Origin of the sequence: Mangrovibacter yixingensis (assembly GCF_020523985.1) — a bacterium.
Classification (GTDB): Bacteria; Pseudomonadota; Gammaproteobacteria; order Enterobacterales; family Enterobacteriaceae; genus Mangrovibacter; species Mangrovibacter yixingensis.
On the sequence record NZ_JAIVKM010000001.1, the window covers coordinates 2,106,820 to 2,131,942 of the forward strand.

Annotated in this window: 27 protein-coding genes and 1 pseudogene; 23 read left to right on the forward strand and 5 right to left on the reverse strand. The window is 53.1% G+C overall.

Translation table 11 applies throughout. From position 1 onward, the window contains the following. Positions 1-159: 159 nt before the first annotated feature. The 3 genes from pocR to LC084_RS09755 form a co-directional block, all read right to left on the reverse strand. Entirely contained in the window at positions 160-1,062 is a 903-nt protein-coding gene (pocR, locus tag LC084_RS09745) for a transcriptional regulator PocR (RefSeq protein WP_226570943.1), read from the reverse strand. 263 nt (positions 1,063-1,325) lie between these two features. Then, positions 1,326-1,538, reverse strand: a complete 213-nt coding sequence (locus LC084_RS09750) for a hypothetical protein (RefSeq protein ID WP_226570944.1) — start codon at positions 1,536-1,538, stop codon at positions 1,326-1,328. A 611-nt stretch (positions 1,539-2,149) separates the two neighbouring features. Further along, complete coding sequence (locus LC084_RS09755; protein ID WP_226570945.1) at positions 2,150-2,962, reverse strand: MIP/aquaporin family protein; 813 nt, start codon at positions 2,960-2,962, stop codon at positions 2,150-2,152. A 613-nt stretch (positions 2,963-3,575) separates the two neighbouring features. Here LC084_RS09755 and pduA point away from each other — a divergent pair. From pduA to yjjJ, 23 genes and pseudogenes are all read left to right on the forward strand, one after another. After that, positions 3,576-3,863, forward strand: coding sequence for a propanediol utilization microcompartment protein PduA (gene pduA, locus LC084_RS09760; RefSeq protein WP_036115207.1), 288 nt, complete (start codon positions 3,576-3,578; stop codon positions 3,861-3,863). Next, positions 3,860-4,672 (forward strand): propanediol utilization microcompartment protein PduB, encoded by an 813-nt coding sequence (gene pduB, locus LC084_RS09765; RefSeq protein WP_226570946.1) that lies wholly within the window; start codon positions 3,860-3,862, stop codon positions 4,670-4,672. The genes pduA and pduB overlap by 4 nt, the downstream gene beginning before the upstream one ends. A 17-nt stretch (positions 4,673-4,689) precedes the next feature. After that, positions 4,690-6,354, forward strand: coding sequence for a propanediol dehydratase large subunit PduC (gene pduC, locus LC084_RS09770; RefSeq protein ID WP_226570947.1), 1,665 nt, complete (start codon positions 4,690-4,692; stop codon positions 6,352-6,354). A 10-nt stretch (positions 6,355-6,364) separates the two neighbouring features. Next, positions 6,365-7,045, forward strand: coding sequence for a propanediol/glycerol family dehydratase medium subunit (locus LC084_RS09775; protein ID WP_226570948.1), 681 nt, complete (start codon positions 6,365-6,367; stop codon positions 7,043-7,045). Between the two features lie 11 nt (positions 7,046-7,056). Further along, complete coding sequence (gene pduE, locus LC084_RS09780) at positions 7,057-7,587, forward strand: propanediol dehydratase small subunit PduE (protein WP_226570949.1); 531 nt, start codon at positions 7,057-7,059, stop codon at positions 7,585-7,587. Between the two features lie 17 nt (positions 7,588-7,604). After that, positions 7,605-9,431, forward strand: a complete 1,827-nt coding sequence (locus tag LC084_RS09785; protein ID WP_226570950.1) for a diol dehydratase reactivase subunit alpha — start codon at positions 7,605-7,607, stop codon at positions 9,429-9,431. Then, positions 9,428-9,769, forward strand: a complete 342-nt coding sequence (locus tag LC084_RS09790) for a glycerol dehydratase reactivase beta/small subunit family protein (RefSeq protein WP_226570951.1) — start codon at positions 9,428-9,430, stop codon at positions 9,767-9,769. Before LC084_RS09785 ends, LC084_RS09790 begins: the two co-directional genes overlap by 4 nt. Before the next feature lie 30 nt (positions 9,770-9,799). Continuing rightward, the gene (gene pduJ / locus LC084_RS09795; protein WP_036115188.1) at positions 9,800-10,075 is read left to right on the forward strand and encodes a propanediol utilization microcompartment protein PduJ; all 276 of its coding nucleotides are present in this window, start codon (positions 9,800-9,802) and stop codon (positions 10,073-10,075) included. A gap of 23 nt (positions 10,076-10,098) precedes the next feature. Next, positions 10,099-10,395: pseudogene (locus tag LC084_RS23415) on the forward strand (BMC domain-containing protein); the annotation flags it as partial. Between the two features lie 302 nt (positions 10,396-10,697). After that, positions 10,698-11,327 (forward strand): phosphate propanoyltransferase, encoded by a 630-nt coding sequence (locus LC084_RS09805; RefSeq protein WP_226570953.1) that lies wholly within the window; start codon positions 10,698-10,700, stop codon positions 11,325-11,327. Continuing rightward, positions 11,324-11,884, forward strand: coding sequence for a PduM family microcompartment protein (gene pduM / locus LC084_RS09810; RefSeq protein ID WP_226570954.1), 561 nt, complete (start codon positions 11,324-11,326; stop codon positions 11,882-11,884). The genes LC084_RS09805 and pduM overlap by 4 nt, the downstream gene beginning before the upstream one ends. Positions 11,885-11,887: 3 nt before the next feature. Next, positions 11,888-12,163, forward strand: coding sequence for a EutN/CcmL family microcompartment protein (locus LC084_RS09815; RefSeq protein ID WP_226570955.1), 276 nt, complete (start codon positions 11,888-11,890; stop codon positions 12,161-12,163). Between the two features lie 20 nt (positions 12,164-12,183). Then, positions 12,184-13,233 carry a cob(I)yrinic acid a,c-diamide adenosyltransferase gene (locus LC084_RS09820; RefSeq protein ID WP_226570956.1) on the forward strand — a complete coding sequence of 350 codons (1,050 nt, stop codon included), beginning with the start codon at positions 12,184-12,186 and terminating at the stop codon, positions 13,231-13,233. Between the two features lie 20 nt (positions 13,234-13,253). Further along, on the forward strand, positions 13,254-14,645 hold the full coding sequence (locus tag LC084_RS09825) for an aldehyde dehydrogenase family protein (protein ID WP_226570957.1): 1,392 nt from the start codon (positions 13,254-13,256) through the stop codon (positions 14,643-14,645). Positions 14,646-14,659: 14 nt separating this feature from the next. Then, the gene (locus LC084_RS09830) at positions 14,660-15,772 is read left to right on the forward strand and encodes a 1-propanol dehydrogenase PduQ (protein WP_226570958.1); all 1,113 of its coding nucleotides are present in this window, start codon (positions 14,660-14,662) and stop codon (positions 15,770-15,772) included. Further along, positions 15,769-17,142 carry a 4Fe-4S dicluster domain-containing protein gene (locus LC084_RS09835; protein ID WP_226570959.1) on the forward strand — a complete coding sequence of 458 codons (1,374 nt, stop codon included), beginning with the start codon at positions 15,769-15,771 and terminating at the stop codon, positions 17,140-17,142. Before LC084_RS09830 ends, LC084_RS09835 begins: the two co-directional genes overlap by 4 nt. A gap of 3 nt (positions 17,143-17,145) precedes the next feature. Next, complete coding sequence (locus LC084_RS09840) at positions 17,146-17,703, forward strand: BMC domain-containing protein (RefSeq protein ID WP_226570960.1); 558 nt, start codon at positions 17,146-17,148, stop codon at positions 17,701-17,703. Further along, positions 17,703-18,059 (forward strand): propanediol utilization microcompartment protein PduU, encoded by a 357-nt coding sequence (pduU, locus tag LC084_RS09845; protein ID WP_226570961.1) that lies wholly within the window; start codon positions 17,703-17,705, stop codon positions 18,057-18,059. The genes LC084_RS09840 and pduU overlap by 1 nt, the downstream gene beginning before the upstream one ends. 2 nt (positions 18,060-18,061) lie before the next feature. Further along, positions 18,062-18,496: a EutP/PduV family microcompartment system protein gene (locus LC084_RS09850; protein ID WP_226570962.1), complete on the forward strand. Its 435-nt coding sequence runs from the start codon at positions 18,062-18,064 to the stop codon at positions 18,494-18,496. A 3-nt stretch (positions 18,497-18,499) separates the two neighbouring features. Beyond that, positions 18,500-19,720, forward strand: coding sequence for an acetate/propionate family kinase (locus LC084_RS09855; protein ID WP_226570963.1), 1,221 nt, complete (start codon positions 18,500-18,502; stop codon positions 19,718-19,720). Beyond that, on the forward strand, positions 19,717-20,469 hold the full coding sequence (gene cobA, locus LC084_RS09860; protein ID WP_226570964.1) for a uroporphyrinogen-III C-methyltransferase: 753 nt from the start codon (positions 19,717-19,719) through the stop codon (positions 20,467-20,469). Before LC084_RS09855 ends, cobA begins: the two co-directional genes overlap by 4 nt. Positions 20,470-20,510: 41 nt before the next feature. Next, complete coding sequence (locus LC084_RS09865; RefSeq protein ID WP_226571202.1) at positions 20,511-21,374, forward strand: GHMP family kinase ATP-binding protein; 864 nt, start codon at positions 20,511-20,513, stop codon at positions 21,372-21,374. 109 nt (positions 21,375-21,483) lie between these two features. Beyond that, positions 21,484-22,788 carry a type II toxin-antitoxin system HipA family toxin YjjJ gene (yjjJ, locus tag LC084_RS09870; RefSeq protein ID WP_226570965.1) on the forward strand — a complete coding sequence of 435 codons (1,305 nt, stop codon included), beginning with the start codon at positions 21,484-21,486 and terminating at the stop codon, positions 22,786-22,788. A 175-nt stretch (positions 22,789-22,963) separates the two neighbouring features. Here yjjJ and LC084_RS09875 read toward each other — a convergent pair whose 3' ends face one another. Together LC084_RS09875 and LC084_RS09880 are read right to left on the reverse strand one after the other, a co-directional pair. Beyond that, the gene (locus LC084_RS09875; protein ID WP_226570966.1) at positions 22,964-23,836 is read right to left on the reverse strand and encodes an NAD(P)-dependent oxidoreductase; all 873 of its coding nucleotides are present in this window, start codon (positions 23,834-23,836) and stop codon (positions 22,964-22,966) included. 536 nt (positions 23,837-24,372) lie between these two features. Further along, complete coding sequence (locus tag LC084_RS09880) at positions 24,373-25,119, reverse strand: alpha/beta fold hydrolase (RefSeq protein ID WP_226570967.1); 747 nt, start codon at positions 25,117-25,119, stop codon at positions 24,373-24,375. Between the last annotated feature and the right edge of the window lie 4 nt (positions 25,120-25,123).

Sequence of the window (25,123 nt, forward strand, 5' to 3'; positions counted from 1 at the left end):
TGGCTGGTGAAATAAACCCTGCGTGAATCATTCAGATATTCGCCAACCATTTATGGATAAAAAACAGGCAAAACACCAGGAAACCCACATAAAACTATTGTGGAAAATATTGGCACCACACATTTACTGAATGCGGGTTAACCAGTTACTGAATACCGGTTAATCTGCCTCTTCTATTGCAAGTGAACGAAACATTTGTGGTGTTACCTGGTAAGTCTGGCGGAATACTTTGCAAAAATAACTGGTTTGAGAAAAACCGACATTTCTGGCGATACTGGCAATACTCCAGTCACTGTGGCGCAGCATTTCTTTGGCATGTTCCATACGCTGGCGGTTAACCCAGGCGTTAAAACCAATTCCCTGATACTTCTTGAACAGTTTGCTGAAATAATAAGGACTAAGGTATACATGTGCCGCCACATCTTCCAGGCGCAGTTCCTGTGATAAATTTGCTTCAATGTAGCGCAATGCTTTTTTCATTTTGCTTTCATGGGGGTTTTGCGCCCTGCTTCTGCTTGCTGAAGGCTGCACATCTTCGTTATCGGTAATCACCAACAAACTCAGTTGTTTTTTCAGGCAGTTTTCTACAATCAGGCGCAGTAATTCAGCGGATGCCGTTAACCGGGCATAATCCATTTCAGGTACTTTTTTGTATTCATTCACCAGTACTGGGTCTGTGCGCCAGTGGTCATCCACCGGGTGCAGGATATCAACCATTTCAATATCATCCGGAACGCGCACTTGCCCGCACAGAACAAAGCCTACCAGGTGACCAGCAATAACCAAAGGTATGGAAAAATCCGTCAGCCCGGCATGGCAACGATAAATACAGGGGTTACTGGTTTTAGATGCCTCGAGGCCGCCGCAGCGGTCACTCATACGGCAGCGGCTGTGCCGTTCAGGGTCCTGGCGCATTAACTGGCAAAATGGCGTGAAGTTGAAAAGTTCAGAGATCTCTTCACCATGGATATTAACCACCACTACCGCTAAATTTGTTGCCTGTGCAAAATCCTGGGCAATTTTATTGATGAGCTCTGAGCTAAGCACACTGGCAGAAATCATGATAAAACCCTCAGTCAATTCAGTCTGTTATCTTCCGTGATTAAGCGCCTGCCCTGACAGGCGAGTGTTTTCCTTTCATGGCCTGTTATGTACGCACCTTACATACTTCTACTTCTTATGATTTTTTCATACTTCACAACTCACACTTCATAACTCACAGTGCTAATGTGCCAGTTTTCTCATTTTCTGCACTTTACTTATTCCTCAGAGCCTGGCCATGCAGAGGTGTAACGTACCAATTCTCAAGGATAAACAGCATTGGTTTACCCGCCTGCAACCTGGAAACACAACTGGCTGCATGAATCACTGAGTTGCACCAGCAGCCCTTTGTTAAGTGACATATCGGGAAGGACCACAGGCTTTGCGGTTGAACTAAGCGACGACACCTGCCAGTAAATCTTTGCCAGCCCGCTTCCCGCGGTACAACACCAGCAGGATGATGCAAGCCAGCAACGAGGGTATGAAACATATGCCATGAGGCAATAGCCAGAAAACCGCAGACTGCAACCAGCCCACAACAGTTGGTAATGTGCACTTCAACCGCTCGATATATGACTGGTTATAAAGGCGTATTTTCCCGCCTGCACATTCAACCAATGCCCAATTTAAAGTTACATTAAAGTTAAATAAAATTAACCGTAATGTTTCATTGACCACGCGGTTTTATCCATTCTGCTCATTGCATACAAAAAATGCTCTGCAAGAGTAGTACCATTCTCAAAAGACATACTCCCTTCCAGCCATTGCCACCGTTGATAATACCAGTAACACCCAGGCTCAGAGTGACCTGTATGTCACAAAATAACGGTGACCTGGTTTCATACTAAAAATTAATCTTTTCAAAGTTAATACCATACGATTAAACCTTATCGGGCCCACCAATCAGTTCAATCACGTGATTAACAAAATACAAGGGTATTAAAAAAGAATATTAATACTTTTGTTTTAGGCACTAAAGTTCTCCCAGGTTGGGGCTTATTTAAACATAACAGGCCACCAGGTTCCCTGGGAGAAAAAAACTCAATTACATGAAAACGGATCACAAAATATTTTATAATTTTCACCTGTTTCGTTTTTTGCGAGCCGGTTAGACAGTTTTCTTTTCATCAGTTTTACAGGTATTGCAGGGTAGGTTCTTTCCTATAAGGTAGCTATAGCAAGCGGCGCCAAGGCAGGCACCAATCACTGGCGCAATAATAGGAACAATGAAGTAAGGAATATCACGGCCGCCCGTCATGGCCATTTTTCCCCATCCGGCGAAGAAGGTGAAAATTTTGGGGCCAAAATCACGGGCTGGGTTCATCGCAAAACCGGTCAGGGGGCCCATTGCAGCACCAATTACGGCAACCAGAATACCAATGAGCAGCGGCCCAAGAGCCCCACGCGGCACACCGTTACCGTCATCGGTCAGCGCCATAATCAAGCACATCAAAATAGAAGTGATAACAATTTCTACCAACGCAGCCTGCCAAACACTAATATCCGCGGCCGGATAGGTACTAAAGATACTGGCAAGTTGCAGGCTTTCCTTGCTACCACGCACCATTTGGTGGCCCGCTTCATAATCTAAGAACATATTGTGGTAAAGAAAATACGCCAGTGCCGCCCCACAAAATGCCCCGGCAATCTGGGCAATGCTGTACGGCAACACTTTTCTGCCGGGGAAACAGGCGAACAACCAAAGGGCGACGGTAATCGCGGGGTTCAGGTGAGCCCCTGAAATCCCGGCAGTGAGGTAAACCGCCAGGGAGATGCCAAGCCCCCACACCACACAAATTTCCCACAAGCCAAAGCTTGCGCCAGCAACCTTTGCCGCACAAAGACAACCTGCGCCAAAGAATAAGAACAACCCCGTTCCCAGAAATTCAGCAATACACTGTACCTTTAGTGAATCATTCATAATGTCACCTATTTTTTACCGGATGTTTCACCAGCGCATAAGTACGCCAGGCAGGGTAACTCGCTATACAGCTTTTCACTGCGACACCAGGTGCCATGCAAAATAGCAAGAGACAACGCGTTGAACTATAGAAATCCCAGGCTGGAAAGTGTTGGCTATCTGCGATACAGGTAAATACAAAAATTAGCCCACTCATAACAATTTTTTGCTCATACTTTTTTAGTTAAACCAGTTCTGGCCTGATGTATACCGTTAGTTTGCAAGTTGAACTCACAACATTATATTGCGAATAAAATATAATTTATTTGCAGCCTTCATCCCATTTATCACCCATATCAAAAAGCAGCCATTTTTTGCAGAAAAACATTTTTGCGAGAAGAATCGCAAATATAAAAAAAACAGAAAACAAATTGTAAATCTGCAACATTGAAAACGAATAAATACCATTAGCGAACAACACAAATAAACATAAAAATCATGTAGATAAGATATTTTATAGCAATTTTTTATTATTGCCATGTTAATAATTTTCATAATTAACAGCTAACACAACCATTATTTTCAGTCGCTTATTTGTATAGTCAAAAAATTAAAAAGGTTTGCCGAGGTTTATATGCAACAAGAAGCGCTAGGAATGGTTGAAACAAAAGGATTAACCGCCGCCATAGAAGCTGCTGACGCCATGGTTAAATCCGCAAACGTTGAATTAATTGGCTACGAGAAAATTGGTTCCGGTTTGGTCACCGTCATGGTACGTGGCGATGTTGGTGCCGTAACCGCAGCAACCGATGCCGGTGCAGCAGCTGCCGCAGCGGTGGGCGAAGTGAAATCTGTTCATGTCATTCCCCGCCCTCATTCGGAAGTCGAGAAATTCCTACCCAGCAAGGGAGTTAGCCAATGAGTACCAATGAACTGGTGGAACAAATCATGGCGCAGGTGATTGCCAAAGTTAACCACGCTACATCGCCGGCATCTCCCCCTGAATCACAAGAACCGAGAGGAAAGGCTATGGCCGAAAAGACCTGTAGTTTAACCGAATTCGTCGGTACGGCCCCCGGTGACACCGTTGGCCTGGTTATCGCAAATGTTGACAGCGCATTGCTGGAAGCAATGAAGCTTGAAAAGCGTTATCGCTCAATCGGCATTCTGGGTGCTCGTACCGGTGCCGGGCCACATATTATGGCTGCAGACGAAGCAGTAAAAGCGACTAACACCGAGATTGTCAGCATTGAACTGCCGCGTGATACCAAAGGCGGTGCGGGTCATGGCTCACTGATTATTCTTGGGGCGAATGATGTCTCTGACGTGAAACGCGCCATCGAAGTTGCCCTGAAAGAGCTGGAACGGACATTTGGCGATGTGTATGCCAATGAAGCCGGTCATATCGAATTGCAGTACACCGCCCGTGCCAGCTACGCGCTGGAAAAAGCATTTGGCGCACCGGTTGGCAAATCTTGCGGTGTCATTGTAGGTGCCCCTGCCTCCATTGGTGTCCTGATGGCTGATACCGCGTTGAAATCTGCCAACGTTGATGTGGTTGCCTACAGCTCCCCGGCCCATGGAACAAGTTTCAGTAACGAAGCCATTCTGGTGATATCCGGTGATTCCGGCGCAGTACGCCAGGCCGTTATCTCTGCCCGGGAAATCGGCAAAACTGTTCTGGGTACGATGGGTGATACGCCCAAAAATGACTTCCCCTCATATATTTGATATCAGGTGAGGCACTCATGAAATCAAAACGCTTTGAAGCGCTGGCGAAACGCCCTGTAAACCAGGACGGCTTTGTAAAAGAATGGATCGAGGAAGGCTTTATTGCTATGGAAAGCCCGAATGATCCCAAACCCTCTATTACCATTCAAAACGGCGTTGTCACCGAACTGGATGGCAAACCGCAGGCTGAGTTTGATCTGATTGATCACTTTATTGCCCGTTACGGTATTAACCTTGACCGTGCAAAAGAAGTCATGGCAATGGATTCCGTCAAGCTGGCCAACATGCTGTGTGACCCGAACATTAAACGCAGCGAGATTGTTCCCCTCACCACCGCCATGACTCCGGCAAAAATTGTTGATGTGATGTCGCAAATGAATGTGGTGGAAATGATGATGGCGATGCAGAAAATGCGCGCCAGACGCACCCCTTCTCAACAAGCGCATGTCACTAACGTAAAAGACAACCCGGTACAAATTGCTGCCGATGCCGCTGAAGGTGCCTACCGCGGGTTTGATGAACAAGAAACCACTGTCGCTGTCGCCCGCTATGCGCCTTTTAACGCGATTGCGTTACTGGTGGGTTCACAGGTTGGGCGGCCTGGGGTGCTAACCCAGTGTTCACTGGAAGAAGCCACCGAACTGAAATTGGGTATGCTGGGCCACACCTGCTATGCCGAAACTATTTCAGTTTACGGCACCGAACCTGTCTTCACCGATGGCGATGACACCCCCTGGTCGAAAGGCTTTCTGGCCTCTTCCTATGCTTCCCGTGGGTTGAAAATGCGTTTTACATCGGGCTCTGGCTCGGAAGTGCAAATGGGTTATGCGCAGGGTAAATCCATGCTGTATCTCGAAGCACGCTGTATTTACATCACCAAGGCGGCAGGGGTTCAAGGGCTGCAAAACGGCTCAGTTAGCTGCATTGGTGTACCTTCTGCAGTGCCGTCAGGTATTCGTGCTGTGCTGGCCGAAAACTTAATTTGTTCAGCACTGGATCTTGAATGCGCCTCCAGTAACGACCAGACCTTTACTCACTCAGACATGCGCAGAACCGCACGCCTCCTGATGCAGTTCCTGCCGGGTACCGACTTTATCTCTTCCGGTTATTCCGCTGTGCCGAACTACGACAACATGTTTGCCGGTTCCAATGAAGATGCCGAGGATTTCGACGATTACAACGTCATTCAAAGGGACTTGAAAGTTGATGGCGGGTTACGCCCGGTACGTGAAGAAGATGTGGTTGCGGTACGAAATAAAGCAGCTCGTGCATTACAGGCTGTATTTGCTGGTATGGGCCTGCCCCCCATTACTGATGATGAAGTGGAGGCAGCCACTTACGCTCACGGCTCCAAAGATATGCCTGAGCGCAACATTGTCGAAGATATCAAATTCGCCCAGGAAATCATTAATAAAAACCGCAATGGTCTGGAAGTGGTTAAGGCGCTGGCACAAGGGGGCTTCCCCGATGTCGCCCAGGACATGCTGAATATGCAGAAAGCCAAGCTCACCGGCGATTACCTGCATACCTCCGCCATTATTGTTGGCGACGGCCAGGTGTTGTCTGCGGTTAACGATGTTAATGATTACGCTGGCCCGGCAACAGGCTACCGGTTGGAAGGCGCTCGTTGGGATGAAATCAAAAATATCCCGAATGCGCTTGATCCCAATACGCTGGGTTAAGGGGAAAAACATGGAAATCAATGAGCAACTACTGCGGCAAATAATTGAAGATGTGTTGAAAGAAATGGGGGCCACAGATACCCAGGCATCTTTTACTCAACCTGCGGCTTCTTCCCCCAGCGTGTCAACCGCCCCTTCACAACCTCAGGGTTCATTCCTGACAGAAACCGGTGAGGCACGGCCTGGCACAGCAAAAGATGAAGTGGTAATTGCAGTTGGCCCGGCGTTTGGGTTGTCGCAAACCGTGAACATAGTGGGGCTCCCGCACAAAAGTATTCTGCGCGAAGTCATTGCTGGTATTGAAGAAGAAGGCATCAAAGCCCGTGTTATCCGCTGCTTTAAATCTTCTGATGTGGCATTTGTGGCAGTCGAAGGTAACCGGCTTAGTGGTTCTGGTATCTCTGTGGGTATTCAGTCTAAAGGTACAACGGTAATTCACCAGCGTGGTTTACCGCCTTTGTCTAACCTGGAATTGTTCCCCCAGGCACCACTGTTAACGCTGGAAACTTATCGGCAAATAGGCAAAAACGCAGCGCGCTATGCGCGTAATGAATCACCGCAACCAGTGCCAACCCTCAATGACCAGATGGCGCGGCCCAAATACCAGGCGAAATCCGCCATTCTGCACATTAAAGAAACCAAATACGTAGTGAATGGCAAAAATGCCCAGGAACTGCGTGTGAGTTTATGAGGGAGAACAGGATGAACGCTGAAGCAATTGAAACCATGGTTCGGGATGTGCTTAGCCGTATGAATAACCTGGCTGAACATGCTCCGGGCACGTCTGCGCCGCCTGCAGCCAGCACTGGCGCCCAAAACCAGGCACGCGTTAGTGATTACCCGCTGGCAAATAAACACCCGGAATGGGTGAAGACATCCACCAATAAAACCCTGGATGACATTACGTTACAAAGTGTGCAAGCCGGGCAAATTACCGCCCAGGATATGCGTATTACACCGGAAACGCTGCGTATTCAGGCAGCCATTGCACGTGATGCCGGGCGAGACCGGCTGGCAATGAACTTTGAGCGTGCCGCTGAACTCACGGCCGTACCGGATGACCGTATCCTGGAGATTTACAACGCTCTGCGCCCTTACCGGTCTACCAAAGAAGAGCTGATAGCCATTGCCGACGACCTGGACAACAGCTACCACGCAAAAACCTGTGCTGCATTTGTGCGGGAAGCGGCAGAGCTTTATGTGCAACGCCGCAAACTCAAAGGTGATGACTGAACAGTCAGAGGATATTTATGCGCTATATCGCAGGTATTGATATTGGCAACGCCTCTACGGAAGTGGCACTGGCATGCCAGCACAGCAGCGGTGAACTGCGTGTTGTAGCCAGTGCTCTGGCGGAAACTACAGGAATAAAGGGCACATTGCGCAATGTGTTTGGTGTGCGTGAAGCCCTGGAGCAGGCAAGCCAAAAAGCCAATATTCCCCTGAGTGATATAGCGTTAATTCGTATTAATGAAGCAACGCCCGTGATTGGCGATGTAGCGATGGAAACGATAACAGAAACCATCATTACTGAATCCACCATGATTGGGCACAACCCTAAAACCCCAGGGGGGGCTGGGTTGGGAGTGGGGCTGACTATTACACCTGATGAACTGATGTCACGCCCGGCAGACCAGGATTACATTCTGGTGGTTTCCGCCGGTTTTGATTTTGCCGATGTAGCGCAAATAGTGAACTCTGCACGGCGGGCAGGCTTCGCCATTACCGGCGTTATTCTACAACGCGACGACGGTGTTCTGGTGAGTAACCGGTTAGAACACCCACTGCCTATTGTGGACGAAGTGCAATTTATTGAACGCATTCCATTAGGGATGCCTGCTGCTGTTGAGGTCGCCCTGCCCGGCCGGGTGATTGAAACATTGTCTAACCCCTACGGTATCGCCACCGTTTTCAGCCTGGATGCCAAAGAGACACAGAACGTGGTGCCCATGGCGCGAGCATTAATTGGCAACCGCTCCGCGGTCGTGATTAAAACCCCTGAAGGCGACGTAAAAGCACGCACGATCCCTGCGGGCCACCTTGAATTACAGGCTGGCGGGCGTACAGCCCGGGTTGATGTTGCTGCTGGCGCAGAAGCCATTATGCAGGCAGTTAATTCACTTCCGGCGCTGGATAACGTTACCGGGGAAGCGGGCTCAAATATTGGTGGCATGCTGGAGCATGTGCGCCAAACCATGGCGGAACTCACCAATAAGCCTGCCAGTGAGATTGCTATTCAGGATGTGTTGGCTGTTGATACAGCTGTTCCGGTCAGTGTTACAGGTGGGCTGGCTGGCGAATTTGCCCTGGAGCAGGCTGTGGGTATTGCCTCGATGGTGAAATCGGACCGGTTGCAAATGGCGCGTATTGCCCGGGAAATTGAGCAGACGCTACACGTAGAAGTACAGATTGGCGGTGCGGAAGCCGAGGCGGCAATTTTAGGTGCGCTGACTACCCCCGGCACAACCCGTCCACTGGCCATTCTTGACCTGGGAGCGGGTTCCACCGATGCCTCAATTATCAATAGTGACGGCGATATCATCGCCACCCATTTAGCAGGTGCCGGGGATATGGTCACCATGATAATCAACCGCGAACTGGGGCTGGATGACCGTAACCTGGCGGAAGAAATCAAGAAATACCCGTTGGCGAAAGTTGAAAGCTTATTTCACCTGCGCCATGAAGATGGCAGCGTGCAGTTTTTTCCCTCCGCACTCTCGCCAGAGGTCTTTGCCCGCTTATGTGTGGTGAAACCTGACGAACTGCTTCCACTTCCCGGTGACCACTCACTGGAAAAAGTGCGCCAGATACGGCGCAGTGCCAAGCAGCGCGTGTTTGTCACCAATGCATTGCGAGCGCTCGAGCGTGTCAGCCCTGGAGGCAACATTCGTAATATTCCGTTTGTAGTTCTGGTAGGCGGCTCTGCTCTGGATTTTGAAATTCCGCAACTGATTACCGATGCCCTGGCCCATTTCCGGTTGGTTGCCGGGCGAGGGAATATCCGTGCCTGTGAAGGCCCGCGTAACGCTGTCGCCACTGGGTTGATTTTATCGGGTAACCCTGGGGGGCATTTATGACTCTGGCAGAAGAGAAACCAGCCATTGTGGTTTTGGGTTCCCATACCACCGAAACCCACTGGCAGGAAGTGTTGTGGGGGATAGAAGAAGAAGGCATTCCCTGGGTTTGGTACCCCGCACCGGACGAAAACTTACTGGCGGAATTCGCCTGGCAAGCAGCCAGCCAGTCGCCATTACGGGTTGGTATTGGCTGCGATCCACAGCAACTGCTAGTGCATTACCAGCATCTGGACGCGGCTACCCCGCTGTTCCGGCTGTTAACCACAGATTCACCAGCCGAGGCCAGGCGTACCGGCCACAATGCTGCCCGGCTGGTTAAAGGGTTGCCGTTTAAGTAACCCATTGATTATCAACAGGAGAACTGCAGCATGAATAACGCACTGGGTCTGGTAGAAACAAAAGGTCTCGTTGGGGCCATTGAGGCGGCAGATGCCATGGTCAAATCGGCCAATGTGCAACTTGTCGGCTATGAAAAAATCGGGTCGGGGCTGGTCACTGTGATGGTTCGCGGTGATGTTGGTGCCGTAAAAGCCGCCGTGGATGCAGGCTCTGCCGCTGCCAGCGCAGTGGGCGAAGTGAAATCAAGCCATGTTATCCCGCGCCCACATAGTGATGTAGAAGCAATTTTACCCACATCAGCCTGATCTGGCAGGTAAGGGAGAACAACGTGAAAGCATCTTTGGGGTTACTGGAAGTGAGTGGTCTGGCACTGGCAATTAACTGTGCAGATGCCATGGCTAAAGCGGCCAGTGTTTCACTAGCGGGGCTGGAGAAAGCCCGTGGCGGTGGCTGGACCGTGATTAAATTGCTGGGTGATGTTGCCTCTGTTCAGGCGGCAATTGCTACAGGCGCGGCACTGGCTCGCCAGCACCAGGGTCTGGTATCCAGCAAAGTAATTGCTCGCCCGGCTGAAGGGTTGGCTGTTTTTCTCCCCACCCCCGGTACCCCTAAAGCACCTTCACCAACAGGAACGCCACAACCTGGCTTAGCCCCTGTCGCTCCTCTGGCACCCGTTGATGCCGGGAGCGACACAGCCGAACCGGAATCTCCGGTCGCAGGCAGCGCCCTCACCTTACCAGCTGAACAACCACAACCCGGCACATTCAGCCAGGACGAGCCCCCAGCCGTGAGCGATGGCTCACCTGAACAGGGAGACTCGCCCCCGGTAACAGCGACCTGCAATTTATGTGCAGACCCGGCTTGCCCGCGGCGCAAAGGTGAACCACATGCACAGTGTATTCATTACTCAAAATAAGGCATAGCAGGATGGATAAAGCGAACCTGGAAAAAGTGGTCACTCAGGTACTGGATGAAATGCGGGTACGCCCGCTTCCGGTGGGTGTATCCAGCCGTCATCTTCACCTGTGCCAGGCCGACTACGCGTGTTTATTCCCCAATGAACCGTTGTCGGTCAAAAAAAACTTGCTACAGCCAGGGCAGTTTGCAGCCACACAAACTGTCACGTTAACCGGCCCGAAAGGGAGCCTGGAACGGGTACGGTTACTGGGGCCGCTTCGCAGTAAAAGCCAGGTTGAAATTTCACGCAGTGACGCACGCATATTGGGGATTGATGCACCGTTGCGCCTTTCCGGTGATATTGCCGGTACGCCGGGCATTCGCCTCACCAGCCCTTACGGTGAAGTCATGCTGGCACAAGGCGTAATTGTGGCGAAACGCCATATTCATATGTCACCGCTGGATGCACTGGTGCTGGGCGTAGTTCATGGGCAGTCCGTCAATGTTGCTGTGCAAAGTGACGGGCGGGCTCTGGTATTTGGCGACGTGATGATACGGGTTTCGGAGGCCATGCGGCTTGAGTTCCATATCGATACCGATGAAGCCAATGCTGCAGGCGCAGACCTGCCCGGCTGTGAGGCAAGGCTGGTGCGGCCATGACTCAACCACAGCCTTGTGCCACTTTGCCAGAAAGCATTTCAGGCGGTGAACACCTACCGTCGCCGCTTTCTGCCAGCTGGGTTACCCGTGTGGTTGCCGAGGTCATTGCCCGCCTGACGGCCAGGGAGAACAAGGTTTTCACCACCTCCCCGCAGCAACTGGTGCAATGCCTGGCACCGGCAGATTTCACTCGTTATGCCGAAGTGCATATCCGCCAGGCGGATAACCATTTTCTGGCGCAACTGGCTGGGCAAAGTGGTGGTTCTCCTGCCATACAGAGCGTACTGGGTGCGCTGGCCTGGGGGCTGCGAGTGCATATTTCTTTGCACCCACAATTGCTGCCCAGCCTGCCTGTTAAGGCACTTGCAAGAATGCCCGTCACATTCAGTGACCTGGAGGGGCACGCTATATGGCTACTCCCGCAAGCGCTGGTCAGTTACCGGGATATCGCCACGAAAAAACAGGGGTGGGTTGTTGTTTCCCGGCAGACCCACATTACCCCACTGGCAAAAGAAACACTGGCTCCTCATCAACTTCAACTGATCAGGCAGGAGTGAAATATGCAACTGGCAAGGGTTACAGGTTCTGTGGTGGCGACACAAAAATCGCCTTCCCTGACAGGGAAAAAACTGTTGCTGATTCGCAGAGTATCCCCCGAATCACCGTGGCAAGCAGACCCAACACAGCGCGAAGAAGTTGCAGTGGACTCCGTTGGGGCGGGTGAAGGCGAACTGGTTTTGGTTACCGGGGGTTCCAGCGCCCGGCATGTTTTTAGCGGCGCGAACGAAGCTATCGACCTGGCGATTGTCGCCATTGTCGATACGGTTTCGCGCTAATAAAGGTACGGGAAACAGATATGGCTATTTACACACGCACAGGTGACCACGGCGATACCGCGTTGTACACCGGCCAGCGGGTGAGCAAAAGCCACCCACGTGTTGAAGCCTATGGCACGCTGGATGAACTGAATGCCGCACTGAGCCTCTGTTGGTGTGCCGCTGTGCGGGAAGAAAACAAAGCGCAGCTTACCCGGTTCCAGCAACAACTGTTCTGGTTAAGTGCCGAGCTTGCCAGTGAGGCCAGCGAACCTGTACCTGGGCGGCGTTATATCAGCAGTGAAGATATTAGCGATATGGAACACACCATTGACCGGTGTATGGCCGCTGTGCCGGTCGTGAAAAATTTTGTTCTGCCGGGGCGCTGCGAGGCTGCCAGCCACCTGCATGTTGCCCGCACACTGGCCCGCAGGGCAGAGCGCCGCATGGTGGTGCTGGCTGGCAGCGTGCCTGTGCGCCAGGTCGCTATGCAGTATATAAACCGGCTTTCGGATTGCCTGTATGCCCTGGCAAGAGATGAAGACAACCTGGCCGTTATTAACCAGTTAACACAGACTATTTTGCAGCGTTACCAGGCAGCCCTGGCAACCCATTCAACCGGCGCGAACACTACTGCCACACAACAGCCCACGGCTCCTGGCACGCTGCCATTTGGCGTAATCCACCAAATGGCCTGCGCCGCAATGGGTGCGGCAAAAAACGCCGGAATTCCCGTGGTACTCAGCCTGGTAGATGCCCATGGCAACTTGCTGCTGACCTTGCGCATGCCTGGCGCTTTACTCGCCAGTTGCGAACTCGCCCCCAAAAAAGCCTGGACTGCGGTGGCACTGAAAGCACCTACCCACACGCTTGGTGAGGCTACCCAACCCGGTGGCTCACTGTATGAACTGGTAAGCAGTATGGCAGGGAAAGTGGTGACTTTCGGTGGCGGCTTCCCGTTATGGCAGTCGGGTACCCTGCTTGGCGGCCTGGGGATCAGCGGCGGCACAGTTGAACAGGATATGGCTATTGCACGTGCAGCTCTGGCTGGTACGCATTTCAGTGATGAAACAGCCCACAGCCAGCAATAAATGGCGATGAGGAAAAACGAATGAACAATACAGAACTGGAAACCCTGATTCGGGAGATTGTCACCCAGAAGTTATCGGGCAGTGAAACGCCCTCGCCCGCCTGCAATGGTGTTTTCCCCGATGTGGACAGCGCCGTTCAGGCCGCACACCAGGCATTTCTGCGCTACCAGCAATCGCCCCTGAAAACCCGCAGTGCCATTATCCGTGCACTACGCGAAGAACTTGGCCCACAGCTACAACATTTCTCAGATGCGGGTGCCACAGAAACCGGAATGGGAAATGCCGCAGATAAGTATCTGAAAAATAAGGCTGCTCTGGAAAACACGCCGGGAGTGGAAGACCTGGCCACCACGGCACTCACTGGGGATGGGGGCATGGTGCTATTCGAATACTCCCCCTTTGGCGTGATTGGCGCGATCACTCCCAGCACCAACCCGACCGAAACCATTATCAATAACAGCATCAGCATGCTGGCGGCTGGCAACAGTATCTATTTCAGCCCTCACCCTGGCGCCAAAGAAGTCTCGCTTGAACTGATAAGCCTGATTGAGTCTGTGGCGTTTAAATGCAGTGGTATTCGTAATCTGGTGGTGACGGTGGCAGAACCCACTTTTGAAGCTACCCAACAAATGATGCGCCATGAAAACGTTGCATTGCTGGCGATTACCGGTGGCCCGGCCATTGTCAGTATGGGGATGAAAAGCGGCAAAAAAGTGATTGGTGCCGGTGCGGGCAACCCACCTTGCCTGGTGGATGAAACCGCAGATATCGTAAAAGCTGCCCAGGATATTGTGAGTGGTGCCGCATTTGACTACAACCTGCCCTGTATTGCTGAGAAAAGCGTGATTGTGGTGGACTGCGTAGCCGACCGCCTGATTCAGCAAATGCAAGCCTTCGATGCCTTGCTGGTTACCCCCGAACAGGCAGAAAAACTCAAACAAGTTTGCCTGGTGCCAGATGGTGGTGCCAACAAACAACTCGTGGGCAAAAGTGCCGCTGCTCTGCTAACGGCCGCCGGTATTCCGGTGCCCGGCAAAGCCCCGCGCCTGCTGCTGGCTGAAGTTGCCGCAAATGACCCACTGGTGACCACCGAACAACTGATGCCGCTGTTACCGGTTGTGCGTGTTCCCGATTTTGATGCCGGGCTGCAACTGGCACTGAAAGTGGAACATGGCCTGCACCACACCGCCATTATGCACTCCGAAAATGTCTCGCGGCTCAACCTGGCGGCCCGGCTGCTGCAAACCTCTATCTTTGTTAAAAACGGCCCGTCTTATGCCGGTATTGGCGTGGGAGGTGAAGGCTTTACCACATTCACCATCGCCACCCCCACTGGCGAAGGCACAACATCAGCCCGCACCTTCGCACGCTCACGGCGCTGTGTATTAACCAATGGTTTTTCAATCCGGTGAGTGAGGCCGTTTTCATGAACAGTTTTTTTCTGCAAACACGAATTATTACTGGAGAAGGTAGCCTGAAAGCGCTGGCTCGTTTTCACAACAAGCGTATTTGGGTTATCTGTGACCATTTTCTGGCTACATCACCGTTACTGGATTTACTCCGTGATGCGTTACCCAAGGACAACCAGTTAAGTGTTTTCAGCGATATTACACCGGACCCAACCATACAAACGGTAACCACCGGAATTGGGCAGATGCTTGAGCTGAAACCTGAAGTTGTTATTGGTTTTGGTGGTGGCTCGGCCATGGATGCGGCGAAAGCTATCGTCTGGTTTTGCCGCCAGAAAGACACGGAAATTGAAACCTGTGTAGCCATTCCCACCACCAGCGGAACCGGCTCGGAAGTGACCAGTGCATGCGTAATAAGCGACCCGGCCCGTGGTGTTAAATACCCGTTATTTGATGATGCCATCTACCCGGACATAGCCATTCTGGACCCACGCCTGGTAGTCAGCGTGCCCCCGGCGATTACCGCCAACACAGGCATGGATGTACTGACTCACGCCCTGGAAGCCTGGGTTTCACCCCACGCCAGTGATTTTACTGATGCCCTGGCAGAAAAAGCTGTTCGCCTGGTGTTCCGTTACCTGCCAACCGCCTGCCACAAAGGTGAATGCGTTATCACTCGCGGGAAAATGCACAATGCCTCAACACTGGCTGGGATGGCTTTCAGCCAGGCGGGGCTTGGCCTGAACCATGCTATTGCGCACCAGTTAGGCGGGCAATTTCATATTGCCCACGGGCTGGCAAATGCGCTGCTGATGATCCCGGTGATCCGCTATAACTGTGGTGATCCACGTGCTGCGAAACGCTATGCCCAGCTGGCTCGCGAATGCCAGTTGTGTTCGGAAGGCCAGTCTGACACCGCTGCCATTCATGCTCTGCAACACGCTATTGGGCAGCTTCAAAAACAGTGTGCCATTCCCGGTATCCGCGATGTTCTGGGTAAGCAGGCCGCGCAATGGGAAGCAAAAATTCCAGAAATGGTGCAGGCGGCGCTGGCGGATGTCACGCTGCGCACCACACCCCGCCCGGCCAGCGGCGAGGCGATTCAGGCTTTACTGGAGGAACTGCTATGAATGCAATTGCCACAGCAGATACCTGCACAGAGACCCGGTTGCAATGCACTGACCCGGTTGAAATCCGCGCCAGAGTGCAACGCGCTGGTGTGGTGGGTGCTGGCGGAGCCGGTTTCCCCACTGCGGTAAAATTACAGGCGCAGGTAGATACTTTTTTAGTCAACGCTGCGGAATGCGAGCCACTGCTGAAAGTGGACCAGCAACTGATTCCCCAGCAGGCAAACCGCCTGGTGCGCGGGCTGGGTTACGCTATGGCCGCAACCGGTGCCCACCAGGGCATTATCGCTCTGAAAGCCAAATACCACGCGGCCATTGAGGCCCTGGAACCTCTGTTACCTGCCCATATCCGTTTGCATATTCTGCCTGATGTCTACCCGGCGGGAGATGAAGTGATCACTATCTGGCAGGCAACGGGCCGCCGGGTTCCCGCCGGTGAACTCCCCATGAAAGTGGGCGTGGTGGTGAACAATGTGCAGACACTGCTGAATGTTGCCCGTGCGGTAGAACAGCAATGGCCAGTCACCCGCCGCACGCTGACCGTTAATGGCGCGGTTCACCATCCAGTGACGTTAACCGTTCCGCTGGGTATGCCGCTGCGTGAAGTGCTGGCCTGTGCAGGTGGTGCAACCGTTAACGACCCAGGTTTTATTAACGGTGGCCCCATGATGGGCAGCTTGCTGACCGACCTTGACAGCCCGGTAACCAAAACCACCGGCGGGTTGCTGGTGTTGCCTAAAAGCCACCCACTGATTCAGCGGCGCATGCGCAGTGACCGGGATATTCTTGCCATTGCACGCACTGTGTGCGAACAGTGCCGTTTGTGCACAGAGCTTTGCCCGCGCCATATTATTGGGCATGAGCTTTCCCCCCACTTGCTGGTAAGGGCGGTGAATTACCCGCAAGTTGCCACACCGCAAGCACTGGCAAGCGCCCTGACCTGTTCCGAATGCAATGTCTGTGAAAGCGTTGCCTGCCCGGTAGATATTTCCCCTATGCGCATTAATAAGCTGCTCAAGCAACAACTCCGCGCTGCCGGGGTACGTTACCAGGGGGAATTGCATGATGAAGACCCCTTAGCGAACTACCGCCTAGTTCCTATTCCAAGGTTGATACAAAAACTGCAACTGACTGAGTGGTACCACGAAGCCCCTTTGAGCCACGAGGAACCAGAGCCACAGCAAGTTATTTTGCTATTACGCCAGCATATTGGCAGCCCGGCCAGCGCCTGTGTGCAGGAAGGGGAAGCGGTTGAACGCGGGCAGTGTATTGCCCAGGTTCCAGAAGGCGCGCTTGGCGCACCGGTTCATGCCAGCATTAGTGGCACGGTGCAACACGTCACCGCCCAGGCCATTACGCTTTTACGAGGTTAAAACATGTCTCAATCCATTGGTATTCTGGAACTGACCAGCATTGCAAAAGGCATTGAGCTGGCCGATTTAATGTTAAAAAGCGCAGGCGTAACGTTACTTGCCAGCAAAACCCTGTGCCCTGGGAAATACCTGGTGATTCTGGGTGGCGATGTTGGTGCAGTTCAGCAAAGTATTGCCAGCGGGACACAACAATCTGGCGATACATTAGTGGACAGCATGGTGATTCCCCGCCTGCATCCGTCGATTTTACCGGCAATAAGCGGGCTGACACCTGTAGACCAACGCCAGTCTGTCGGTGTAGTTGAAACATGGAGTGTCGCGGCCTGTGTTGAAGCGGCCGATGCCGCAGTTAAAGCCGCCAATGTTACGCTGATGCGGATTCATATGGCATTTGGTATTGGTGGCAAATGCTACATGGTGCTGGCAGGCGAAGTTTCTGATGTGCGTAATGCCGTACAGGTTGCCAGCGACACCGCGGGCGCGAAAGGCTTGCTGGTTAACCGCTGCGTGATCCCTCGCCCCCATGATGCCCTGTGGCGCCAACTGGTACAGGAGGCATAATGGCAGACCTCCATGAACACACTCCAGAGCGGATGATTCAGGAATATGTGCCGGGTAAACAGATAACCCTTGCGCACCTGATAGCCAACCCAAACCATAGTTTATATAAAAAACTGGGGCTGGATGAGCATGCCAGCGCCATTGGTATTCTCACCATAACCCCCAGTGAAGCCGCCATTATTGCCTGTGATGTTGCCACCAAATCCGGCGCAGTCGAGATTGGTTTTATTGACCGTTTTACCGGTGCGGTAGTGCTGACCGGTGATGTCTCTGCTGTGGAATACGCCCTGCGCCAGGTGACCCGGGCGCTAGGGGAAACTCTCCATTTCACCACCTGCCAACTTACCCGGAGCTGACTATGCGACGCCGCCTGATGCTGATTGGCCCAAGCCGCTGTGGAAAAACCTCACTGCTACAGGCACTGGAAGGTATTTCCCTGCATGACCAGAAAACACAGGCCATTGAATGGCGCAGTTCTGCAATTGATACTCCTGGTGAATACCTGGAAAACCGATGCCTGTACAGTGCCCTGATGACTACCGCCTGTGAGGCCGATGTTGTGGGGCTGATGCTGAATGCCGATGCCAGCCAGACGCCCTATGCCCCGCGCTTTGCTCAGGTACTGAACCGCCCCGTAATTGGGATTGTCAGCAAAGCGGACCTGGGTAACCCCAGCGATATAGCCCGAGCCAGCGAGTGGTTGCGTGAAGCGGGTGCAGGCCGGGTCTTCGTGACTTCAGCACGTTGCCATGAAATTCCGGATGGTTTTATCCCTTTTTTAGCGGAGGCGTAACCCATGTCTGTGCATGTAATGGCGATTAACGCCGGTAGTTCTTCTTTAAAATTCCAGTTACTGGCGATGCCCGAAGGCCAGGTTATTGCCCGTGGTATTGTGGAGCGCATCGGCCTGGCAGATGCTATTTTCCAGTTAACCAGCGGTAACCAGAATATGAGTGAGACACAACCCGTGGCAGATCACCGTGAAGCGGTGACGTTATTACTCGACAAGCTTCTGGCTCTGGCAATTATTCCTGATTTGCAGGCCATTCAGGGTGTGGGGCACCGGGTTGCCCATGGCGGTGAATACTTCAGTGATTCAGTACTGATAACTGATGAAATCATGGATAAAATTGAGCAACTCAGCCCGCTGGCACCGTTACACAACCCCCATAACGCCATGGTTATTCGCCTGTTTCGCCAACTTCTGCCGGGTGTACCCATGGTGGCCGTGTTCGATACCGCATTTCATCACGGGCTTGAAGAGAGCGCCTACATCTACCCTATTCCCTGGCATTACTACAGCGAAATGGGCATTCGCCGCTACGGGTTCCATGGCACCAGCCATAACTATGTGAGCCACACGCTGGCGCAGTCACTTGGTGTACCCTTGTCAGCATTGCGTGTTATCTCCTGCCACCTGGGTAATGGTTGCAGCCTGTGCGCCATCAAACATGGCCACTCAATTAATACTTCTATGGGTTTTACGCCCCAGGCTGGAGTGATGATGGGAACCCGCAGCGGTGATATCGACCCGTCGATTTTGCCCTGGCTTGCCGTGAATGCAGGGAAAACCCCCGAAGAGCTAAATACCATGCTGAACAATGAATCTGGCTTGCTGGGGGTTTCCGGGGTTTCTCACGATTACCGGGATGTAGAACAAGCGGCACAGGCTGGGAATGCCCGTGCCGCGCTGGCATTGCAATTGTTTGCCGAACGGGTACGCGCCACGCTCGGCAGCTACCTGGTGCAAATGGGTGGGCTGGATGCACTGATTTTCACTGGGGGCATTGGTGAACATGCGGTTGCCGCACGCAGTGCGATTTGTGCCGGGTTGCAGTTTATTGGGCTGGAGATAGACGAAGAGAAGAACCGCCATGGCGCACCGTTTATTCAAACTGAACATTCGCTGGTAAAAGTTGCCATCGTCAATACCAATGAAGAGCTGATGATTGCCCGGGACGTTATGCGCCTGACCCACCCGGAATACCAGGCAAGCCAGGTGGAGGCAACTTCATGAACACAGGAAAAGTTTGGCTGGTAGGTGCAGGCCCTGGGGATGCCGGGTTAATTACCGTAAAAGGCCTGGAATGCTTGCGCTATGCGGAAGTGCTGGTTTTCGACAGGCTGGTCAACCCGGCGTTGCTGGATGAAGCCCCGGTAAACTGCCAGCGTATTGATGTGGGAAAACAGGCAAACCACCACCCGGTGCCACAGCCCCTCATAAACCAAAAACTTATCGACTTCGCCCGCCAGGGTTACAACGTTGTACGCCTTAAAGGCGGCGACCCTTTTGTGTTTGGCCGTGGTGGCGAAGAGTGCCAGGCGCTGCATGCTGCTGGTATTGCTTTTGAAGTGATTCCTGGTGTAACCGCCGCTATTGGCGGGCTGTCCTGTGCTGGTATTCCGGTCACCCACCGGGATTATGCTTCTGGTTTCCATGTGGTTACCGGGCACCTGCAGGATGGCAAACAACCCCAGGATTGGGCCGCTCTGGCCCAGGTTCCTGGTACTCTTGTGGTTTTAATGGGCATGACCCAACTGGGCACCATTTGTGATGCCCTGATTTCCGGTGGTAAACCTGCCACTACCCCGGCGGCAATCATCAGCCAGGCAACGACCCCGCACCAGCAGGCTGTTTATGGTACGCTTGGCAACCTACCCGTGCTGTGTAATGCCGCAAGGCTTTCTGCACCGGGGCTGATTGTGGTGGGCGATGTAGTAAAACTGCATCACCTGTTTACACTGAATGTTGTGCCCGCTGGCTGACCTACCCAGGCCCTTGCCCGCATTTCACCAAGGAGACGAAACTGGCCGAAGCACGTTGCCCTGCCTCTTGTGGGGAACTCCTGCAGGGCTGGATCCTGGGAGGCGAAAAACTGGTTTCCTGCCCGGTAGACTGGTTCAGTACGGTCTGTGTGGTGGACGGCACTCCCCTGCCTTCTGAACGCCCGCTAATGCGAGCCGCGCTGGGTGCTGTATTACGTTATGCCGGGATCCCGGCACAGCATTCTGGCACACTGCGAATAACGTTCGACTCGAGTATTCCGCTGGCAAAAGGCATGGCAAGCAGCACGGCAGATATTGCAGCCACAGCCGTAGCAACCGCCCGCCACCTTGGTATTTTCTTACCGGTTGATGCTCTTGCGGCACTGTGTGTGAGCCTGGAGCCTACCGACAGCACGCTATTCCCCGGTTTAACGCTGTTTGATCACCTCACAGGCGCAACAACTGTGCCTTGTGGTGGGTTACCCGGCTGCGAGATCTTACTGCTGGAAAGCCCAAACCAGCTGCGTACAGCAGATTTCCACCAGCGCGACCTGCGCCCCATTTTGCAGGGAAGCGCCCCGGCACTGAACCGCGCCTGGCAACTGTTGCAGCAGGCCTGTAAAACCAATAACCCCTGGCTACTGGGCGAGGCCACCACACTGAGCGCCGTCGCCAGCCAGCAATTTCTGGCAAAACCCGGCTTCGACGCACTACTCAGCATTGTGGAAGGCAATAATATCTACGGGATCAACGTGGCCCACAGCGGCTCGGTTGTGGGTTTATTACTGGACAGCCACCACCATGATGTTGAGAAAATCACCTGGCAGATTACCCACCATGCAGCACTGGCTGCCCACTGGCCACGCTATTATTTGCTCCGCCTGATTGCAGGCGGCGTGGAGTAACATTGGGCCTTGTTGAAGCTGACAATTCGGTTGCCAGATGCCTTAACCACTTATATATTTATCTATTCACCTATCTATTCACTTACCTATTCATTTAGTGGTTAACCCAATGCCAGTTAGCTCTGAAGAATTACGCCGGTTGCTCAGCCAGGGGCCGGTAACAACAAGGCAACTTACTGAAAAATTGGAAGTTAGCCAGCCAACCCTGTCCCGTGCGCTAAAAAAGCTGGGTGACGAAATCGTGCGGACAGGTGCCGGGCCATCTATTCAAAATACCCTGCGCGATAACCACCGGGGGTTCAGTGCCGCCCCTATTTATCGCATTACCGAAGAAGGCCAGGTAAAAAAACTGGGTGAACTGATCCCGGTTTACCCGGACGGTTTTGTTATGGTGCAAACCAATAACGCCAGCATTCATAGCGATGGTTTACCCTGGTGGTTGTTCGATATGCGCCCACAGGGGTACCTCGGGCGGGCATGGGCAACAGTATGGGCTCCCGGGCTCGGCCTGGACACCAACCCGGAACAATGGACCGATGCAGATGTTGTGCGGGCGTTACTGATGCACGGGCACGATGCCACAGGCAACCTGCTCATTGGCGACCGGGCCAGAAACTATTTTCTGGAAATGCCCGCCCCCACGCCGGTTGAACGCGCAGCAATGTTCCCGGCACTGGCGAAGGCGGCTGGTGCAGGTGAAACCCCTGGGTCATCTGCCGGGGGGGAGCAACCGAAATTCTGTACCTTTACAGAGCGAGGGCATGTGTTAGTGAAGTTCACGGCACCGGACGACAACCCGGTGAGCGAACGCTGGCGTGACCTGCTACTGGCTGAACACCTGGCGCTGGGTGTGCTGGGCGTGCAGACAGAGGTGTTTGATTTTGCCGGGCAGCGGTTTCTGGAAATTCCCCGTTTCGACCGTGTTGGGCTGTTGGGCCGGGTTGGCGTTATTTCACTGCGTGCGCTGGATGCAGAGTTTGTCGGCAAAGCCCGTTCCCCCTGGCCTGTGCTGGTCGAAAACCTGGTTCATGCGGGGTATGTCCACCCACAAGCGCTTCCTGCCACCGCCCGGTTATGGGCATTTGGGCGGCTGACTGGCAATACAGATATGCATAACGGCAACCTGTCGTTTATTAGCAGCCACGGGCGACCGTATCAACTGGCTCCGGCATACGACGTTCTGCCGATGGGGTTCGCCCCCAAAGCTGGCGGCGCACTTTCAAACGAACTTCGCCCAGTGGCGCTGGCCGAAGTGGTTAACGCGGATACCTGGCGGGAAGCATTGGCGCTTGCCGAAAAATTTCTGGCCATCGCCCGTTGTTGCGAAGGTTTTTCCGCGAACTTTGATCCCTGCATTGAGGCCCTGGATCACCATATTGGTGAAGCCAGGGAGCGCATTGCCCGGCTGGGGTAAACGGGCCAGGCTTTACTGCATAGGGTGAGGATAGCATGGAGTGAGAGTTGCTGGAGTGAGGATGGCATCCCGCCCCAGACTGCGAATACTGCCAAAGCCCGTAGGGAGAATGCCACAGTAAACCCAACCCGCTACCGGGCAGTTCACCCGGTTAAGCGCAGCGCTGGCAACGTTATCAGGCGCGTGTTTTTTGCAGGAACGCAAACACAGCCGCTAAATCCTGCTCGCCATAGCCAGCATCAACGGCCTGTTGCCACACAGACGCAATGTTTTCCAACCCTGGCATCGCCACACCGTGTGCCGCTTGTAACGCAAGCCTGGCGTCTTTCAGTGCCAGGCTGAGCTGCATTTGCGGTGTGTAATCACCACTGGCAATCATATTCAGCTTCCCTTTGGCATAAGGAGCAGCCAGCGGGCCACCTTCCAACACCTGCCACAGATCGTCTGTGGAGAACCCCAGTTGTTTTGCCAGGCTCATGGTGTCTGCCAGGCTTTGCATCATGCCTATCAGCCAACTGTTTACCACCAGTTTCATGCGTGAACTGGCACCAGCCTCGCCCAGCCATTGCTGCTGTTTACCGATGGCAGCAAATACCTGTTCTGCCGCCTGTGCTTTACTGCGGTCGCCACTTGCCATCACCAAAATTTGGGCGTTTTCCGCCGGGGCTTTGGTTCCGGACACTGGCGCATCCACAAACACCACATCCGGCCTTGCCTGGGCTAACTGGTAAATCAGCTTTTCGGTTGCCGCCACACCAATCGTGCCCATCTGGCAGAGCACCGCACCCGGCTTCATAGCAGCAAATACCGGTGCCAGCACATTGTGTGTTGTGTCGCCATCGGTTAATACACTCAGCACCACATCCGCGCCATCTACTGCCTGCTGTGCCGTGTTGCACAGCGCCAGCCCGGCGCTAACCAAGTCTTCCCCACGGCTGAGCGAACGGTTCCAGCCACGCACGGTGAAGCCATTTTTTAACAGATTTGCGGCAAAAGCATGCCCCATTGCCCCAAGGCCAATAACGGATACAACTGGCAATTGCGCCATGTTTCCTCCTCCCCCGCTTCCGCTCAGAACCGGGATAGCTCAAGATTAATGATTGGGTTAGGTAGCCGGTTACAGGCAAGCGGTAATAAAGCACTAAACCCGCGGGCAGCGCATTCAGGCAAACACAAGCAGACACGGGTGAAAGCACGCTGTTTATTGCTCATTACCGGAAGCCTTCCAGGACGGGTGGCCGGGTAAGTAAGCACAGCCACTTCACCCGCAAGGTGAAGAATAAAGAGTAAAAACTGCCTGCAATCATACGAAATAAATTGAGGGCAAAGGAGAAACAACATGAAATCCAACAAAAAATAATAATCAGAAATGTACGGCGGCCTGGTTACCCCGCAGATAACCACCTGCCGCCAAAACCAAGGGTGGAGCTTAGCCAGCAGCCCCACCTTTAAGCTCAACGCCGGGTATAGCAAAGTAGAAAAGGTTAATACCGGCTATACCGCGCCTGCCGGTAAAGGCTTTATCACCCTACAATTATTGCCGTGTTTGCAGAGCCCAAAAACCCAGACCAATTAGCGAGCCAGTTACTTACAAAAGCCCGCTAATGCACCCGCCAGTGCCGCAGGGTTTTCCCAGGACATACAATGCCCGCAGCCTGGCAATACTACGGTTGAAACCCCGGCATCCTGTAGTGCGGTAAAATCGTTATCTGGCAAAGAGTGCTCGCCAAAGACCAGTTGTTTCGCCATAGGTAAAGCCATAAACCGGGCAAACCAGTTACTGCCACTGACCAGGCTGGACGCACCACGCCACACAGCCCAGGGTGCATCTGCCGCCAGGCTACCTGCCCAAGGGCTGGTTTCCTGTTCCACCATTTGCATCCAGCCTGTGCTTACAAATTCGCTTTCGCTATAACGGCAAATTTGCTGGCTGAAGAAGCCACCACCGGGGTGAAAATTGGGCTCAGACACTACCAGGCCGAGCAGGCGCTCGCCCAATAGTTCTGCCGCTTCAATACTGATGCTGCCGCCCATGCTGTGCCCATACACATAGCACTGGTTTAACCCCAAATGCGCAACCAGTTCTGCAACCACTTTTGCCTGGTCGCTAATGGAGTAGCTGTAGTCCTGAGGTTTTTCGCTGTAACCGCAACCGGGTAAATCAAGCAAAATGGCGCGCTTCCCGGTAAATAACGGGTCTGCCACCACTCGCGGGTATTCATAAGATGATGCACAACCCAGGCCATGCACAAAAACAATTGGCACACCCGTGCCGGGTAGATCCTGAAAGCGCACAGAGCAATGTGCTGTAGATGAAAGGAAACCTTGCATGTTC

What these genes read in the sequence shown, in the direction of transcription:
- LC084_RS09850 (WP_226570962.1), top strand. Translation starts at nt 18,062, where the DNA reads ATGCGACGCCGCCTGATGCTGATTGGCCCAAGCCGCTGTGGAAAAACC.
- LC084_RS09820 (WP_226570956.1), top strand. Translation starts at nt 12,184, where the DNA reads ATGGCTATTTACACACGCACAGGTGACCACGGCGATACCGCGTTGTAC.
- LC084_RS09790 (WP_226570951.1), top strand. Translation starts at nt 9,428, where the DNA reads ATGACTCTGGCAGAAGAGAAACCAGCCATTGTGGTTTTGGGTTCCCAT.
- LC084_RS09835 (WP_226570959.1), top strand. Translation starts at nt 15,769, where the DNA reads ATGAATGCAATTGCCACAGCAGATACCTGCACAGAGACCCGGTTGCAA.
- pocR (WP_226570943.1), bottom strand. Translation starts at nt 1,062, where the DNA reads ATGATTTCTGCCAGTGTGCTTAGCTCAGAGCTCATCAATAAAATTGCC.
- cobA (WP_226570964.1), top strand. Translation starts at nt 19,717, where the DNA reads ATGAACACAGGAAAAGTTTGGCTGGTAGGTGCAGGCCCTGGGGATGCC.
- LC084_RS09830 (WP_226570958.1), top strand. Translation starts at nt 14,660, where the DNA reads ATGAACAGTTTTTTTCTGCAAACACGAATTATTACTGGAGAAGGTAGC.
- LC084_RS09875 (WP_226570966.1), bottom strand. Translation starts at nt 23,836, where the DNA reads ATGGCGCAATTGCCAGTTGTATCCGTTATTGGCCTTGGGGCAATGGGG.
- LC084_RS09840 (WP_226570960.1), top strand. Translation starts at nt 17,146, where the DNA reads ATGTCTCAATCCATTGGTATTCTGGAACTGACCAGCATTGCAAAAGGC.
- LC084_RS09855 (WP_226570963.1), top strand. Translation starts at nt 18,500, where the DNA reads ATGTCTGTGCATGTAATGGCGATTAACGCCGGTAGTTCTTCTTTAAAA.
- pduC (WP_226570947.1), top strand. Translation starts at nt 4,690, where the DNA reads ATGAAATCAAAACGCTTTGAAGCGCTGGCGAAACGCCCTGTAAACCAG.
- pduA (WP_036115207.1), top strand. Translation starts at nt 3,576, where the DNA reads ATGCAACAAGAAGCGCTAGGAATGGTTGAAACAAAAGGATTAACCGCC.
- pduB (WP_226570946.1), top strand. Translation starts at nt 3,860, where the DNA reads ATGAGTACCAATGAACTGGTGGAACAAATCATGGCGCAGGTGATTGCC.
- LC084_RS09775 (WP_226570948.1), top strand. Translation starts at nt 6,365, where the DNA reads ATGGAAATCAATGAGCAACTACTGCGGCAAATAATTGAAGATGTGTTG.
- LC084_RS09880 (WP_226570967.1), bottom strand. Translation starts at nt 25,119, where the DNA reads ATGCAAGGTTTCCTTTCATCTACAGCACATTGCTCTGTGCGCTTTCAG.
- LC084_RS09825 (WP_226570957.1), top strand. Translation starts at nt 13,254, where the DNA reads ATGAACAATACAGAACTGGAAACCCTGATTCGGGAGATTGTCACCCAG.
- LC084_RS09815 (WP_226570955.1), top strand. Translation starts at nt 11,888, where the DNA reads ATGCAACTGGCAAGGGTTACAGGTTCTGTGGTGGCGACACAAAAATCG.
- pduJ (WP_036115188.1), top strand. Translation starts at nt 9,800, where the DNA reads ATGAATAACGCACTGGGTCTGGTAGAAACAAAAGGTCTCGTTGGGGCC.
- LC084_RS09750 (WP_226570944.1), bottom strand. Translation starts at nt 1,538, where the DNA reads ATGGCATATGTTTCATACCCTCGTTGCTGGCTTGCATCATCCTGCTGG.
- LC084_RS09785 (WP_226570950.1), top strand. Translation starts at nt 7,605, where the DNA reads ATGCGCTATATCGCAGGTATTGATATTGGCAACGCCTCTACGGAAGTG.
- pduU (WP_226570961.1), top strand. Translation starts at nt 17,703, where the DNA reads ATGGCAGACCTCCATGAACACACTCCAGAGCGGATGATTCAGGAATAT.
- pduE (WP_226570949.1), top strand. Translation starts at nt 7,057, where the DNA reads ATGAACGCTGAAGCAATTGAAACCATGGTTCGGGATGTGCTTAGCCGT.
- yjjJ (WP_226570965.1), top strand. Translation starts at nt 21,484, where the DNA reads ATGCCAGTTAGCTCTGAAGAATTACGCCGGTTGCTCAGCCAGGGGCCG.
- LC084_RS09755 (WP_226570945.1), bottom strand. Translation starts at nt 2,962, where the DNA reads ATGAATGATTCACTAAAGGTACAGTGTATTGCTGAATTTCTGGGAACG.
- LC084_RS09805 (WP_226570953.1), top strand. Translation starts at nt 10,698, where the DNA reads ATGGATAAAGCGAACCTGGAAAAAGTGGTCACTCAGGTACTGGATGAA.
- pduM (WP_226570954.1), top strand. Translation starts at nt 11,324, where the DNA reads ATGACTCAACCACAGCCTTGTGCCACTTTGCCAGAAAGCATTTCAGGC.